General features: G+C 40.6%; 18 protein-coding genes. 8 read left to right on the plus strand and 10 right to left on the minus strand.

What is annotated here, in order from left to right:
• Nucleotides 1–4: 4 nt before the first annotated feature.
• Complete coding sequence (locus QRN39_RS03255; protein ID WP_003211354.1) at nt 5–889, minus strand: peptidylprolyl isomerase; 885 nt, start codon at nt 887–889, stop codon at nt 5–7.
• Nucleotides 890–1,050: 161 nt separating this feature from the next.
• Between QRN39_RS03255 and QRN39_RS03260 the strand changes: the two genes are divergently transcribed.
• Both QRN39_RS03260 and QRN39_RS03265 read left to right on the plus strand, forming a co-directional pair.
• A complete protein-coding gene (locus QRN39_RS03260; protein WP_008361129.1) occupies nt 1,051–1,137 on the plus strand; it encodes a YjcZ family sporulation protein in 87 nt (28 codons plus the stop codon).
• 146 nt (nt 1,138–1,283) lie between these two features.
• Nucleotides 1,284–1,373 carry a YjcZ family sporulation protein gene (locus tag QRN39_RS03265; protein ID WP_017360317.1) on the plus strand — a complete coding sequence of 30 codons (90 nt, stop codon included), beginning with the start codon at nt 1,284–1,286 and terminating at the stop codon, nt 1,371–1,373.
• A 53-nt stretch (nt 1,374–1,426) separates the two neighbouring features.
• Here QRN39_RS03265 and QRN39_RS03270 read toward each other — a convergent pair whose 3' ends face one another.
• Together QRN39_RS03270 and QRN39_RS03275 are read right to left on the minus strand one after the other, a co-directional pair.
• Complete coding sequence (locus tag QRN39_RS03270) at nt 1,427–1,612, minus strand: hypothetical protein (protein ID WP_072368131.1); 186 nt, start codon at nt 1,610–1,612, stop codon at nt 1,427–1,429.
• 82 nt (nt 1,613–1,694) lie between these two features.
• Nucleotides 1,695–2,213, minus strand: a complete 519-nt coding sequence (locus tag QRN39_RS03275; RefSeq protein ID WP_003210901.1) for a DUF3267 domain-containing protein — start codon at nt 2,211–2,213, stop codon at nt 1,695–1,697.
• Nucleotides 2,214–2,446: 233 nt separating this feature from the next.
• On the opposite strand from QRN39_RS03275, the gene QRN39_RS03280 reads away from it, so the two are divergent.
• Nucleotides 2,447–2,794 carry a YhaI family protein gene (locus tag QRN39_RS03280; protein ID WP_050945394.1) on the plus strand — a complete coding sequence of 116 codons (348 nt, stop codon included), beginning with the start codon at nt 2,447–2,449 and terminating at the stop codon, nt 2,792–2,794.
• On the opposite strand, the gene QRN39_RS03285 is transcribed toward QRN39_RS03280, so the two are convergent.
• Both QRN39_RS03285 and QRN39_RS03290 read right to left on the minus strand, forming a co-directional pair.
• Nucleotides 2,769–3,392 (minus strand): HTH-type transcriptional regulator Hpr, encoded by a 624-nt coding sequence (locus QRN39_RS03285; protein ID WP_050945393.1) that lies wholly within the window; start codon nt 3,390–3,392, stop codon nt 2,769–2,771. The genes QRN39_RS03280 and QRN39_RS03285 overlap by 26 nt on opposite strands.
• 187 nt (nt 3,393–3,579) lie before the next feature.
• Nucleotides 3,580–3,936: a YtxH domain-containing protein gene (locus tag QRN39_RS03290; RefSeq protein ID WP_007497160.1), complete on the minus strand. Its 357-nt coding sequence runs from the start codon at nt 3,934–3,936 to the stop codon at nt 3,580–3,582.
• Nucleotides 3,937–4,064: 128 nt separating this feature from the next.
• Here QRN39_RS03290 and yhzF point away from each other — a divergent pair, with 128 nt between their 5' ends.
• Complete coding sequence (gene yhzF, locus QRN39_RS03295) at nt 4,065–4,256, plus strand: membrane protein YhzF (protein ID WP_003211362.1); 192 nt, start codon at nt 4,065–4,067, stop codon at nt 4,254–4,256.
• A 49-nt stretch (nt 4,257–4,305) separates the two neighbouring features.
• Here the strand turns inward: yhzF and QRN39_RS03300 are convergent, their stop codons facing one another.
• The 3 genes from QRN39_RS03300 to QRN39_RS03310 form a co-directional block, all read right to left on the minus strand.
• Nucleotides 4,306–4,824 (minus strand): tryptophan transporter, encoded by a 519-nt coding sequence (locus tag QRN39_RS03300; RefSeq protein ID WP_003212065.1) that lies wholly within the window; start codon nt 4,822–4,824, stop codon nt 4,306–4,308.
• 125 nt (nt 4,825–4,949) lie between these two features.
• The gene (serC, locus tag QRN39_RS03305; RefSeq protein WP_003210828.1) at nt 4,950–6,029 is read right to left on the minus strand and encodes a 3-phosphoserine/phosphohydroxythreonine transaminase; all 1,080 of its coding nucleotides are present in this window, start codon (nt 6,027–6,029) and stop codon (nt 4,950–4,952) included.
• Between the two features lie 357 nt (nt 6,030–6,386).
• Nucleotides 6,387–6,815: an HIT family protein gene (locus QRN39_RS03310; RefSeq protein WP_003212458.1), complete on the minus strand. Its 429-nt coding sequence runs from the start codon at nt 6,813–6,815 to the stop codon at nt 6,387–6,389.
• Nucleotides 6,816–7,302: 487 nt separating this feature from the next.
• Here QRN39_RS03310 and QRN39_RS03315 point away from each other — a divergent pair, with 487 nt between their 5' ends.
• Genes QRN39_RS03315 through QRN39_RS03325 form a run of 3 tightly spaced genes read left to right on the plus strand, consistent with a single transcriptional unit; the run spans nt 7,303 to nt 10,017 of the window.
• Nucleotides 7,303–8,043, plus strand: a complete 741-nt coding sequence (locus QRN39_RS03315) for an ABC transporter ATP-binding protein (protein WP_003212171.1) — start codon at nt 7,303–7,305, stop codon at nt 8,041–8,043.
• Nucleotides 8,036–9,256: an ABC transporter permease gene (locus QRN39_RS03320; RefSeq protein ID WP_137054833.1), complete on the plus strand. Its 1,221-nt coding sequence runs from the start codon at nt 8,036–8,038 to the stop codon at nt 9,254–9,256. The genes QRN39_RS03315 and QRN39_RS03320 overlap by 8 nt, the downstream gene beginning before the upstream one ends.
• A 53-nt stretch (nt 9,257–9,309) precedes the next feature.
• On the plus strand, nt 9,310–10,017 hold the full coding sequence (locus tag QRN39_RS03325) for an EcsC family protein (RefSeq protein ID WP_251191024.1): 708 nt from the start codon (nt 9,310–9,312) through the stop codon (nt 10,015–10,017).
• Nucleotides 10,018–10,229: 212 nt separating this feature from the next.
• Here QRN39_RS03325 and QRN39_RS03330 read toward each other — a convergent pair whose 3' ends face one another.
• Nucleotides 10,230–11,417 carry a M20 family metallopeptidase gene (locus QRN39_RS03330; RefSeq protein ID WP_284906198.1) on the minus strand — a complete coding sequence of 396 codons (1,188 nt, stop codon included), beginning with the start codon at nt 11,415–11,417 and terminating at the stop codon, nt 10,230–10,232.
• Between the two features lie 282 nt (nt 11,418–11,699).
• Between QRN39_RS03330 and QRN39_RS03335 the strand changes: the two genes are divergently transcribed.
• Complete coding sequence (locus QRN39_RS03335; protein ID WP_223249501.1) at nt 11,700–11,852, plus strand: hypothetical protein; 153 nt, start codon at nt 11,700–11,702, stop codon at nt 11,850–11,852.
• 64 nt (nt 11,853–11,916) lie between these two features.
• On the opposite strand, the gene QRN39_RS03340 is transcribed toward QRN39_RS03335, so the two are convergent.
• Nucleotides 11,917–12,402 (minus strand): antibiotic biosynthesis monooxygenase family protein, encoded by a 486-nt coding sequence (locus QRN39_RS03340; protein ID WP_003211655.1) that lies wholly within the window; start codon nt 12,400–12,402, stop codon nt 11,917–11,919.
• Between the last annotated feature and the right edge of the window lie 42 nt (nt 12,403–12,444).

The raw sequence follows: 12,444 nt of genomic DNA on the forward strand, positions 1-12,444 counted from the left end.
GTGATTATTGGTTTTGTTGTGGTTGTTGATTTTGTGCGGGTTGTTGAGACTTTTCTTTGAATGTGTTTTCAAGTTCTTTATCTTTTACTTTCACATCGGCATCTTTCACCAATTTGTTTAAGATCGTTTGGATTTCATTTGTGTCTGCTTGTTTTTGATTAAGTAGTTCTTTTTTCAAGTCTGCTTTCATGTCATCGTATTTACCGCGTTCTTCGGTCTTTTTAATGATATGGTAGCCGAATTGTGATTTCACTGGTTTGCTGATTTCATTCACTTTTAGTTTGAATGCAGCTTTACTGAAGTTCTCGTCCATTTGACCTTCTTTTGCGAACCAGCCTACATCGCCGCCTTGTGCAGCTGAAGCGGTATCAGTTGAATATTCAGACACAACAGCATCCCATTTTTCACCTTTATCTAATTTCTTTTCCACTTCGTCAGCTGTTTTCTTATCAGCTACTAAAATGTGGCTTGCGCGGATTTTCCCTTTTAGGTCATCGTAATACGCTTTTACTTCTTTATCAGTGATTTTGATGTTAGCTTTGGCAGCCTTTTGAGTCAGCAGCTCATATTTCACTTGATCTTTGATGTAATCTTTTCCGAATTCATCTTGAAGTTGTTTTAAACGATCTTCACCAAGTGTCTTTTTATATTCTTCCATTTTCTTATCAATTTCTTTATCAGATACTTTGTATTTGTCAGCAAGAACCTTTTGTTGAACAAGTAGATTTAAAGCATCTCCACCTGCTTGTTTCTTAAGAGTCGTATAAAGCTCTTCTTTTGTGACATCTCCTGATTTTGTTGTTGCGATGACATCTTTATCACCGCTACTGCATGCGCCAAGAGTTAAAACACTAACTGCTGTTACAGCTGCTAAAGCCATTTTTTTCATTCAAAAAACACTCCTAATCTTTCCAATTTATTTATCATTGCTTGTATCATAACATATTGTGACACGCTGTAAAAAGAAATGCAAATGGGAGGGCATTCGTCTAGTCAAAAATTTGCGCGCTACATACACATATAGTGATCACAAAAAGGAGGCTGAATTATATGGGAGCAGGATATTCTAATGGGTTTGCTTTATTGGTCGTGCTATTCATTTTGCTGATCATCGTTGGTGCAGCATATCTTTATTAATTAAATTGCTGTGACAGAAAGGAGCCGTCCTGCCATGCGTGCGGGCGGTTCTTTTTTCAAACGATGACAGGTGCCTAAACGTTTTCAATTTTATAGCATACACTGAGCTTAGAACAGAGGAAGAACTGGCAGGAGGTGTTTTTTACATGGGAGGAGAAGTCTTCGCTGGCGGTTTTGCACTAGTCGTCGTGTTATTCATCTTATTGATCATTATCGGTGCATCTTGGATTTGCTAATTAATGAATATACACAAAAAGCTGCCCTCAAACTGGCAGCTTTTGCTTTGATCTTAAATAGATATGGTAATTTCAACAAATGATGAGATCAGTAAGATCAGTATCGATACATTGATAAAGCGAAACACCTTATCTTGCCGTTCTTCAGGAATCTCTCTGACAAGGCATAATGTATTAGTAAGCCTGTTTATTGAATACACAATAAACGCGGCAAAGACGATGAAGTAAAATAAAACTATCGGAGATCCCCCCTCTCTATGCTATTCCCATACTACATTACCAAATTTTTTATGAAAAAGATAGAAGTTGGCTTTAAAAACCTCATGATGAGGATGTTTGGTCAACTAAAATATCAAACTCGTCTTGGGCTTGATCGATGATGCAGGATTTAGGTGCTTTGAGCAGTTTCCATGCAAATAAAAAGTCAGGCAAACAATAGCCTGCATGAATACTTGCGATGATGATAAAATAGTGTGCATACATAGGAAAAGCCACACCTAACACAAAGTAAACCGGTGAAATCACACAAAATGGACTGAGAAGTGAATAAAGCATGATGTTCTTTGGTACACGCTGCCAGCAATTGCGTTTAAATAGCGTCATTTTTTTCTTGTTTTTCATCACTGGGATCAAGTGAACCACGCGGTGGACAAGCAATGTCACAAGTAAAAGCATCGCAAAAAGCGGTGCGTTGTGACTGCTTAGTCTCGTTTCAGGATGAGTCAGTTGAAAACATAAAAAAGCCGTAATGAAAAAAAGTATAGCAAGACTTATGGCTGAAATCAGCAGTCTTGTATAACCATAATCCTTTTCAAGATTAATGGTTTTCCAACAATTCATTTTTCATCCTTCCAATCTTAAAAAACTAATTGAATATCTCAAGATAATTTACTCTTCCTGAGGATAAAAATCAATGGTTTTCATGAAAAAAAATAAAATGTTGTGTTCACATGGAATAAAGAGAGGAAACTTTGGATTTTTCAAGAAAAAAAGACAGAAGAGGGAGGTTCGTCTCTTTCGTCAATGAGTAATTTCGGCTAGAATAGAAAGACTAAGAGAAAGAGGGAACGTACATGAGTATTGAGGAACGAATGAGCCAGCTCGAATATTATATGGAACTTTTGCTGACGGCGACCGATATGAGCCGTTATCCATATTATGCATTATTGATCAGGCAGCGGGTATCGAAAGAAGAGGCGCAGGAAATTGAGCGTATTTGTGCTGAGCTTTCAGAGGAAATGGACAAGCAAAAAGCACAAGGCTACGTCATGTTTGACGATATGCTTGCGCTTTTTGCAGGACAGTTAATTGAAAAGCTGGATGTGCATGAGACGATATTTGCATTGCGTGATCAAGGGCTGTTTCAGCCGTTAATGAATGAATTTATAAAGATCATTAAACAATTTGATTTGCTTTATTAGCCGCTTTTTCTGCTGCATCAGCTGAGTCTTCAAGTTCCTCAGGTTTTTTCGTGACTTTTCCTCGCTCATCCAAAAAGTCCTTCTCAATGTTTGAAAACGATTTCTCAAAAATCTCCATGAAGTCCTCACCATAGATGTTTCGGATAATACACATCATTTCTAAAATCTCAGGGAACTTTCCGTAAATGTCATGAAGCGGCTGTGCACCTTTGACAATACCAGTTCGTGCAGGGTCATAATCTTCGAGTAGTTTATGGAATGTCTCTTCGCCTTTTGGCGTTAGCTCAATATACGTATTGCGTTTATCGTTTAACTTTTTAGAAAATTTTAAAAATCCTCGTTCCTCGAGTTTCTTGGAGAAGTTAAACGCCGTTGATACATGCATGACGCCAAACTTTGCAATTTCTGATATTGAAGCTCCTTTTAATTGATACGCAATCCACAAAATATGATGTTCATTGATATTTAGGTTATACGGTTTGATCCACTGCTGCCAGTCCTTTTCAATGGATTTCCAAAGAGCTTTGCTCAATTGGGCCATTCTTTGACTGAATAAAAGTGCTTCTTTTACATCGAAAGGCTTTTCCGAATGATTCATCCATTTCACCTACTTCTCTTTTTCTTGTAATTCTATTATGCCAATAAAATAAAGATTAATAAAGCTGAAAATTCAAGAATTTTTAAAACTCATGAAAAACATTGACAAAATAACCTTTTTTCAACAAAAAAAGTGCGGGATACGCACCCCGCACACTTTTGTAAACGAATATTTTTTCTTGAGTATATTAGTTTTGTAAGGTTTTCTCCAGTTGCTTGAGCTTTTCCTCAATTTCCTGAATTTCCTTTTGCAAGTCCTGCTGGTGAGGCTTGATTTCTTCACGCCATTGCTGAATCGATGTTTGTAATTCAGTTCCGACTTCTTTAATGACCTCTGCGCTTTCTTTTGCTGTTTCAACAATTTGCTCTTTTAAAGCCTGTCCATCTCTTTTTAATCTTGTCAGCGTATCTTCGAATTTGTCATAGCCATCTTTCATCTTTCCGCGCACATCTCTGCCAGAAGAGGGAGTCGTCAGGAGCACTGCCGCACCTCCGAGGAGACCGCCTACAAATAATCCTGTTAATAAAGAACGTCCACTAGCCATTCAAATCACCTCTAGTCAAATTTTACACATTCGCATGTTCTCTCTGAGCTGACGATCAGCTTCATTGAACTTCCATACATAGCTTGCTTTATTTTAGCATACTTTTGAAGAAAAGGGAGGGGAGAAGGTTGTCTGTCTTTCTGTTCGTTTTTACGTGTATCGGTGTCGTTTTTACAGGTGGTTCTATTCATTATGCAAGACAGCTGGGGTATGCAGGGTCTTATCCGCCAAAACATGTATTAAAGCAAAAAGCACTTGTGTGTGCGGCAGGTGCAGGAATTTCGCTCCTCATTTTGCTGCTGACCCTTTTTCTTTTATAAAAGTATGAAAAAAACCTCTTCATCTATTATGAAGAGGTTCGATTATTCGTTAAGCAACTTCTATCATTCTTGCACGTCTGAGAATGGACTGAGCAATTGGGAAGACAAATACCATGGCAATGGTATTAATCACGGCTGCTGGCAGGACGACGCCTACAAGAAGTGCCGGTAATGCAGCTGGCAGTCCAGTGATCAGTAATGCGGCAGATAGGAAAATCACGCCGGATACGATGGTTCCAATCGCAGTTAACACAGCGGTTAGCACTACTTTGTTCTTTATCTTCATGCAAGATAAGAAAAGGGCTAAGAAGATAAAGGCTGTTACTGGTTTATCAATCATATTCGGAATTTGTCCGCCTGGGAAACCTGTTGTTAATGCAGAAATGGCGCCTGTTACGAGGGCAATAACCACTACATGCTGTACCTTTGGGAAAAGGATGATGCTTAAAAACATCATAACCAGCATCATATCAGGTTTCATTCCGAAAAAGATGGGCGGGAAAATCGTATGCAAAACAGCTCCCATTGCTGCAAGCAATGACATAATGACTAATTCTTTTGTTTTCATTTCTATGCTCTCCTCTGCTAAGCTCTTAGAACTCTCCAATAATATGGCTCATCATTTATTGCAAGAGTCATCACTTTATATTTCTCGTTATTATAACAAATTTATTTCTCTATAGAAAAGCTTTTTTACTCATTTTCTTGCTGGAACTTTTTCATAAAGTCCGCAAGCTTTTGGCAGTCTTCAATCGATACCGCATTGTAAATAGATGCTCTGCATCCACCGACAGAACGGTGGCCGGCAAGTCCAACCATTTGTTCCTGCTTTGCTTTCTCTACAAAGGAAGCAGTGAGCGCATCATCACGAAGGGTAAATGTGACATTCATATGCGAACGGCTGTCAGTGCGTGCGTGTCCTTTGTAAAAACCGCCGCTTTGATCAATTGTGTCATAGAGAATGCCTGCTTTTTGTTCATTGCGTTTTTCCGCTGCTTCTACGCCGCCAGCCTGTTTGACATGCTCAAGGACAAGAGACAGCATATAAATCGCAAAAGTCGGTGGTGTGTGATAAAGAGAGCCAGCTTTTGCGTGTGTTGAATATTTTAATATTTTCGGTGTGCTGCTTTTCTCTTTTTCTAATAAACGTTTGCGCGCGATCACAATCGTGATACCAGAAGGCCCTAGGTTTTTTTGTGCCCCAGCATAAATGAGATCAAATTGAGAAACATCGATTTTTTTGCTGAGAATATCACTGGACATATCCGCAATGAGCGGTAATGATGTACCAGGGAACGTTTTCCACTGAGTGCCGAAGATCGTATTGTTTGATGTGATGTGTAAGTAAGCGCCATCTGTTAAACCGGAGGCATCTACTTCTGGAATATACGAGTAGTTGTCGTCTTCACTTGAAGCAAACACAGATGTTTCACCAAACCCTTTTGCTTCTGATAATGCTTTTTCTGACCAAGCGCCAGTTTGAATGAAATGAGCCGTTTCGCCTTCATGTAAGAAGTTCATCGGAATCATCGCAAATTGAAGGCTAGCTCCGCCCTGTAAAAAGAGGACTTCGTAATCTTCAGGAATGTCCATCAGTTCCACCAACAGTGCTTTTGCCTTATTGTGGACTTCTTCATATTCACCGCTGCGATGAGACAGCTCCATCACAGACATCCCAGTTTGTTTAAAATCAACAAGTTCTTCCTGTGCTTTTTCAAGCACTTCTAGCGGCAGTGCCGCCGGACCAGCATTAAAATTCGTCGTTCGCTTCATCACAATCTCTCCCTATTTCTCGCGTTAATGGATCAAAAGATAAAACCATCCTATCACAAATTTGAAGCAATTGGACAAAAAATTTGAATCGTTTTAAATATCTTACTATTAAGAGATGGAGGGGATAAAAGGGGGGCAGAAATAAGAAAAACCTCATCTATTAAGATGAGGTCAGCGTGTAGACAAACCCTCGCATTCGTTGTCAGTTCTGCGCGCTGGTGCTCACGAATGTCAAATTCGCTCTGCTTCGGTGCTCGTCCTTCCTAGACTTCAAAGGTTTTCAATCACGCTGAAAAGAAGACAAAGGGCTAAAATAAAGATCATTTTAGCCCTTTGTCAACAATCTTACCTCATCTATTAAGATGAGGTAAGGCGCGTGTGGATGGCAGAAGAAATCTCTTTTAAATCCTCTGACGTGTATTGATCTTGATGTGATTTCCATACGGCACCAAAGCCATCGCCTTTGCCGTAGCGCGGAATGATATGCATATGGTAATGGAACACAGATTGTCCGGCTTTTTCGCCGTTGTTGTTTAAAAGGTTTAATCCAATGGGTTCAAATTCCTGTTTGATGGCTCTTGCAATTTTCGGAATCGCTTGGAAGTAGTGATTAGACACTTCTGGTGTCATTTCGTAGATGTTTTCTTTATGTATTTTTGGGATTACAAGGGTATGCCCTTTTGTTACTTGGCTAATATCTAGAAAAGCCAATACATGCTCGTCTTCATATACTTTTGCACATGGAATGTCTCCATCAATGATCTTGCAAAAAATACAATCGCTCACGTCATGTCACTCCTCATTCATTTTCCTTCATCGTATCACAAAAATGAGCAAAAAAGAAAACAGGACAAGCGAACTCCTTTGGTCGCTCATCCTGCTCCTGCAGAAGAAATGCTGATGCTTTCATTCGATATGCCTTTTGAATTCTCTATTTACTGAAATAAAGAATTCATATGCCTGCTATTTCTGCCGTAAACACCTCATTTGACGTTTTGGTTTGTCGTATACATATTGTATAGGACACAAAAATCAAGAATCAGTGAAGCAAAACAGAAGCTAAGGTTTTTAGATGAAAAACCAACTTGTCATGCGGTTCTTTGCCTTTAACAAACACCTCATTTACTTATTGGTCATCAAGTTCATTTCTTCTACATACATTATGATGACCAAGATGCCTATTTTTTATTCTTGACTTGTCTATAGGTAAACATTTCAAATTACCTTTCGTTTTTGTTACTATAAAGGAAAAACGAAAGAAAGGAACGAATTCATGTCCCTTCTCACTGTAAAAGATGTAACGGGTGGATATACGAAGAATCCCGTTCTAAAAAATATCTCATTTGAATTAGAAAGAAATCAAATCGTCGGTCTCATCGGCTTAAACGGGGCGGGGAAAAGCACAACCATTCGCCATATCATCGGACTCATGAAACCGCATAAAGGTGTTATTGAATTGAATGGACGAACCCTTCAAGATGATCAAGAGGCGTATCGTTCGCAATTTACGTTTATTCCAGAAACACCTGTATTATATGAAGAATTAACTTTAAAAGAGCATTTAGAGCTGACAGCGATGGCTTACGGACTGTCAAAGGAACAATTAGATGAGCGTCTGCCGTCATTGCTGAAAGAATTTCGAATGGAGAAACGTTTGAAGTGGTTCCCTGCTCATTTTTCAAAAGGAATGAAGCAGAAGGTCATGATTATGTGTGCGTTTCTTGTTGAACCGGAACTGTATATCATCGATGAACCGTTCTTAGGGCTTGATCCTCTTGCGATTAATGCACTGCTTGAACGGATGAATGCTGCAAAGAAAAACGGCGCTAGTGTCCTGATGTCAACGCATATCTTGGCGACAGCTGAACGCTATTGTGATTCCTTTATTATTTTGCACGAAGGGGAAATTAGAGCGAAAGGAACACTGACAGAGCTGAGAGAACAGTTCAATATGAGAGATGCGACACTCGATGATCTTTATTTGGAATTAACAAAGGAAGAAAGCTATGAGTAAAACGACGCAAAGCATTTGGAAATCCCGGTTAGCGGAACACATACAAGATACAAGAAAATATTTAAAATACATGTTCAATGATCATCTTGTCATTGTGCTCATTTTTTTCCTTGCAGGCGGAGCGAGCTGGTATAGTAACTGGCTCAAACAAATTCCAGCTCATTTTCCTTCCTACTGGGTCATGGCAGTTGTTTTCTCATTGGTGCTGACAAGCTCTTACGTGCGGACGTTGATCAAAGAAGCAGATCTCGTGTTTTTGCTTCCTTTGGAAGGGAAGATGGAGCCTTATTTAAAACAAGCTTTTAACTTTAGCTTCATTTCTCAGCTGTTTCCTCTCATTGCCGTATCCATTGTCGCACTCCCGCTTTATTCGGCGGTGTCTTCAGGCGGCATCAAGATGTATGTGCTTATATTGGCGCAAATGATTTTGATCAAGGGTCTGAATACAGCGATTCAATGGAGAATGACGTATTTTCAAGGAAAACAGATGAGATGGCTTGATGCATTCCTTCGTTTTCTATTGAATATGATTTTAATCTATACCGTTTTACAGGCATCTTATGCAATCGCAATCGTTTTTTATCTCATCTATGGTGTCTATCTCGTTTACTTAACCAATGCAGTCAAAAAGCAGCCTTTTCAATGGGAATTGCATATTTCTGACGAATTAAAACGAAAACAGCGTTTTTATCGTTTGGCCAATTTATTTACAGATGTGCCTCATTTAAAGAAACAGGTGAAAAGAAGAGCTTATATGGACTGGCTTTTACAGTTTGTTCCGTATGACCAGCGTAAAACTTTTTCTTATATGTATGTGAGGGCGTTTGTACGCTCAAATGACTATTTTGGTCTCGTTTTTAGATTAACGGCCGTGTTTGTCCTGATTATTTTGTATACAGGTGCAGCAGGCTGGGTGGGCGCGCTACTTGTCTTGTTCACCGTGTTCATCACAGGTGTCCAGCTTGTGCCGTTAACGAAGCACTTTGCCCATCTTTCATTACAGGCACTTTATCCTGTTGCTCAGCAAGAAAAGGATCGGAGCTTTTTTGTTCTCGTCCGTAACGTGCTCATCATCCAATCGATATTGCTGAGCTGTTCAGTACTACCGGCAGGAGGATGGCAGGGAAGTGGACTTGCCCTTCTGATTTCACTGGCATTTGTGCTTGTCCTCTTCAAGCCTTACGTACTCAGTCGATTAAAAAAGATGCGATAAGCAGAGATATGTTTCTGACAGCGAGCGTATGATGACATCAAGGAGGGGACCGGATGAATGCAGCTGAACGGGAGTTATATGAAGAAGCCATTCTTTTTCAAACGCGTTTTTTAAGAAAACCTTCAAAGATCGAACGGTTTTCAAAAGGAGTTCAGCAGCAGGTGAACCGCCGAATCCCTGCCAGGTTTCATCAAGTCATCACAAGTGCGGTCAAAACAATGGTTGAATCCACCGTATCAGGATCTCACTTCACTTCATTTTCAGTCATTGACGAGCAATTATCCATCATTGAGCGAAATGAACTGGCAAAGGAGAAAGTGAAGTACTATCAAAAGGCAGCTGCGATCGAAGGAATTGGAACAGGTGCAGGTGGTATTTTGCTCGGTATGGCAGACTTTCCGCTGCTGCTTAGCATCAAGATGAAATGTCTTTATGAACTGGCATGTATTTATGGCTTTGATTTGTCTCAAAAAGAGGAAAGACTCTTTTTGCTCTGTATATTTCAACTCGCCTTTTCTGGCAGTACACATCGTCAAAAAATGATGAGCATCATTGATGATTGGGAAACGAGCCGTGAGAAAATGGATTGGTACAGCTTTCAGCAGGAGTATCGAGATTACATTGACCTAGTGAAGCTGTTTCAATTAATGCCGATTGTCGGAGCCGCTGTTGGCGGTGTGGCAAATCATCATCTGACAGGACAGCTCGGAGATGTCGCTCGTCATGTGTTTCACTTACGGGTGTTGAAAGAAATGAAATAGAAAAGCCGCTGTTTGCCAGCGGCTTCAGCGTGTAGACAAACCCTCGCATTCGTTGTCAGGTCTGCACGCTTGGTGCTCACGAATTTTAAATTCGCTCCGCGCCAGTGCTCGCCCTTCCTAGACTGCAAAGGTTTTCTATCACACTGAAAAGAAGACAAAGGGCTAAAACCCTTTGTCTTTAATCTAGAGCCGCTGTTTGCCAGCGGCTTTTTTTATTCATCGTAGGAAAGGACAGCACGGGCGAGTACCTTTGCTGCGATAGGCATTGCTTTTTCGTTGATATCAAACTTCGGGTGGTGATGGGGATACGCGTCTTCGCTGTTTTCCGGCATGGCGCCTGTGTAAAAGAAGGTACCAGGGACATGCTGAAGGTAGTAAGCAAAATCTTCTCCGCCCATTTGGGTTTCCGCTTCTTTTACTTCTGTGACACCATCTGTTTGTTTTGCGATGTCAGCAATATATTCAGTTGGCTTTGGATGATTTTTAACAGCAGGATATCCTCTCACATATTCATATGTGTAGCCGGCATCATGCATGTCGCACACCCCTTTTACGACCTGTTCAATTTCTCGTTCGATGGTGTGTCGTGCACTTTCTTCAAAGGACCGTGCAGTACCAGTCAAAACTGCAGAATCTGCAATGACGTTAAAAGCATTCTCTGCTACAAAACCTCCAACAGATACAACAGCAGAATCAACTGGATTGACTTTACGGGCAACGACTTGCTGCAAGTTTGTGACGATTTGTGAACCGATAAGTACAGCATCTTTCGTTAAGTGAGGCTGGGCGCCGTGTCCGCCTTTCCCCTGAACTCGGATAGAGAAGCGGTCGGCAGCTGCCATAAAGTTTCCGCTTTTATAAAGAACCGTGCCACAAGGCTCTGGAGACCAAAGATGCGTCCCGAATATGACATCGACACCGTCTAAGCAGCCGTCTTCGATCATTGGTTTTGCACCGCCTGGCGCATATTCTTCTGCATGCTGATGAATGAGGACGATTTTCCCTTTTAATTGATCACGGTGCTCATTCAAAATTTTCGCTAAGACAAGTAGTGTCGCTGTGTGTCCATCGTGCCCGCAGGCATGCATCACACCGGGCTTTGTCGATTTGTAAGACACTTCCTTTTCATCATGGATAGGAAGCGCATCGAAATCAGCCCTGAGGGCAATCGTCGGGCCCGAAGAAGCTCCTTCGATAAAGGCGAGTACACCATGACCGCCCACCTGTGTACGTGTTGGTATATGTAATCTGTCATAGTAGCTGGCGATGAAAGCGGCTGTTTCTTCTTCCTGGAAAGAAAGTTCAGGATTCATGTGGAGATGGCGTCTAATTTCAACCATTTCCTCATAATGTTCATCAAGACGTTCATTGATGCTTTTTTGTAAAGTGGATATTGTCATTGATTTGAAAACCTCCTTCATGCTCTTTTACTGATTGTATGGTAATTGTTAGAATCTTTCAACAGAAGAGAATGTCGTATGCGCATCAATAGGTCATTTTACATAAAAGTCGAAGGTGCTATGAAGCGGAGAAAGGGAGGAATTGTATTGGGAAGCTGTCCAAATTGTTCAAAAGCGTTTTCTTTCGTTGAAAAGTTTCATTTATCACATACGAAAATGATGATGTGTCCAAGCTGTCGGCATCAAATCAAAGAAACCTTTGTATCAAAAATGAGTTTTTTCATGATCTGTTTGATTCCGCTATTGGTGATGCTCATTCAATTGAAAGGGGCTTCACCCATGTTGAAGTGGCCGATCTTATTAGGATGGATCCTATTGAATTTCTATGTACTTCAGCCGATCATTCATCGGTACGAGCTGACATCACGACGATAAAATGAAGAGCCCAGCGATTGGGCTTTTTTTCATAAAAAAAGGAAGTGCTGAAAGCAGCACTTCCTTAATTGTCTGTAACGGCATGATAGGATGTGAGATAAGCAGGACGAGAGAAGATGGAGCCAGTATCATCGTTTGGCTGAAAGAATGCTTCTGATTCTTGAAAGTCTTCAAATAAGTCCTCTGATTCCCAGAGTGTCATAATCAAATACACTTCTTCATCTTTTTTCGGTCTTAAAACACGAAGAGCCTGGAAGCCCCGCTGATGTTCTGAAATGTTCGTCTTCTTCTGAAAAGTAGATTCAAACAGTGCTCTGCTTTCAAGCTTCACAGGGATATGATTCAAGGTGACGAAGCCAGGTTGGACTAGCTCACCTTTCGCATAAATCACATCATAGGCATGAGGGGCTTTAAAAACAGTCTCGCCCTCCGTCTCATGGAAAAGAGCTGCTTGTTCTTTTCCGACCATATAAAGCAGATTTTCCTGATCGTGTTTCTTTGCGATTTTATGCAAAAAATCTGCTGTTCCATAGGTTATATAGACATTCATCTAAACCGCCTCCCGCTTGATAGTATAACAAAAGAATGATAT

The organism is Bacillus sp. lyk4-R2A-2 (assembly GCF_030209735.1).
In the GTDB taxonomy this organism is placed as follows: Bacteria; Bacillota; Bacilli; order Bacillales; family Bacillaceae; genus Bacillus; species Bacillus pumilus.

Excerpts from the sequence above, each read along its gene's own strand:
- QRN39_RS03290 (WP_007497160.1), bottom strand. The coding sequence starts at position 3,936 with ATGGCTAGTGGACGTTCTTTATTAACAGGATTATTTGTAGGCGGTCTC.
- QRN39_RS03260 (WP_008361129.1), top strand. The coding sequence starts at position 1,051 with ATGGGAGCAGGATATTCTAATGGGTTTGCTTTATTGGTCGTGCTATTC.
- QRN39_RS03275 (WP_003210901.1), bottom strand. The coding sequence starts at position 2,213 with ATGAATTGTTGGAAAACCATTAATCTTGAAAAGGATTATGGTTATACA.
- QRN39_RS03335 (WP_223249501.1), top strand. The coding sequence starts at position 11,700 with ATGATCTGTTTGATTCCGCTATTGGTGATGCTCATTCAATTGAAAGGG.
- QRN39_RS03280 (WP_050945394.1), top strand. The coding sequence starts at position 2,447 with ATGAGTATTGAGGAACGAATGAGCCAGCTCGAATATTATATGGAACTT.
- QRN39_RS03285 (WP_050945393.1), bottom strand. The coding sequence starts at position 3,392 with ATGAATCATTCGGAAAAGCCTTTCGATGTAAAAGAAGCACTTTTATTC.
- serC (WP_003210828.1), bottom strand. The coding sequence starts at position 6,029 with ATGAAGCGAACGACGAATTTTAATGCTGGTCCGGCGGCACTGCCGCTA.
- QRN39_RS03320 (WP_137054833.1), top strand. The coding sequence starts at position 8,036 with ATGAGTAAAACGACGCAAAGCATTTGGAAATCCCGGTTAGCGGAACAC.
- QRN39_RS03330 (WP_284906198.1), bottom strand. The coding sequence starts at position 11,417 with ATGACAATATCCACTTTACAAAAAAGCATCAATGAACGTCTTGATGAA.
- QRN39_RS03255 (WP_003211354.1), bottom strand. The coding sequence starts at position 889 with ATGAAAAAAATGGCTTTAGCAGCTGTAACAGCAGTTAGTGTTTTAACT.
- QRN39_RS03265 (WP_017360317.1), top strand. The coding sequence starts at position 1,284 with ATGGGAGGAGAAGTCTTCGCTGGCGGTTTTGCACTAGTCGTCGTGTTA.
- QRN39_RS03315 (WP_003212171.1), top strand. The coding sequence starts at position 7,303 with ATGTCCCTTCTCACTGTAAAAGATGTAACGGGTGGATATACGAAGAAT.
- QRN39_RS03340 (WP_003211655.1), bottom strand. The coding sequence starts at position 12,402 with ATGAATGTCTATATAACCTATGGAACAGCAGATTTTTTGCATAAAATC.
- QRN39_RS03300 (WP_003212065.1), bottom strand. The coding sequence starts at position 4,824 with ATGAAAACAAAAGAATTAGTCATTATGTCATTGCTTGCAGCAATGGGA.
- QRN39_RS03325 (WP_251191024.1), top strand. The coding sequence starts at position 9,310 with ATGAATGCAGCTGAACGGGAGTTATATGAAGAAGCCATTCTTTTTCAA.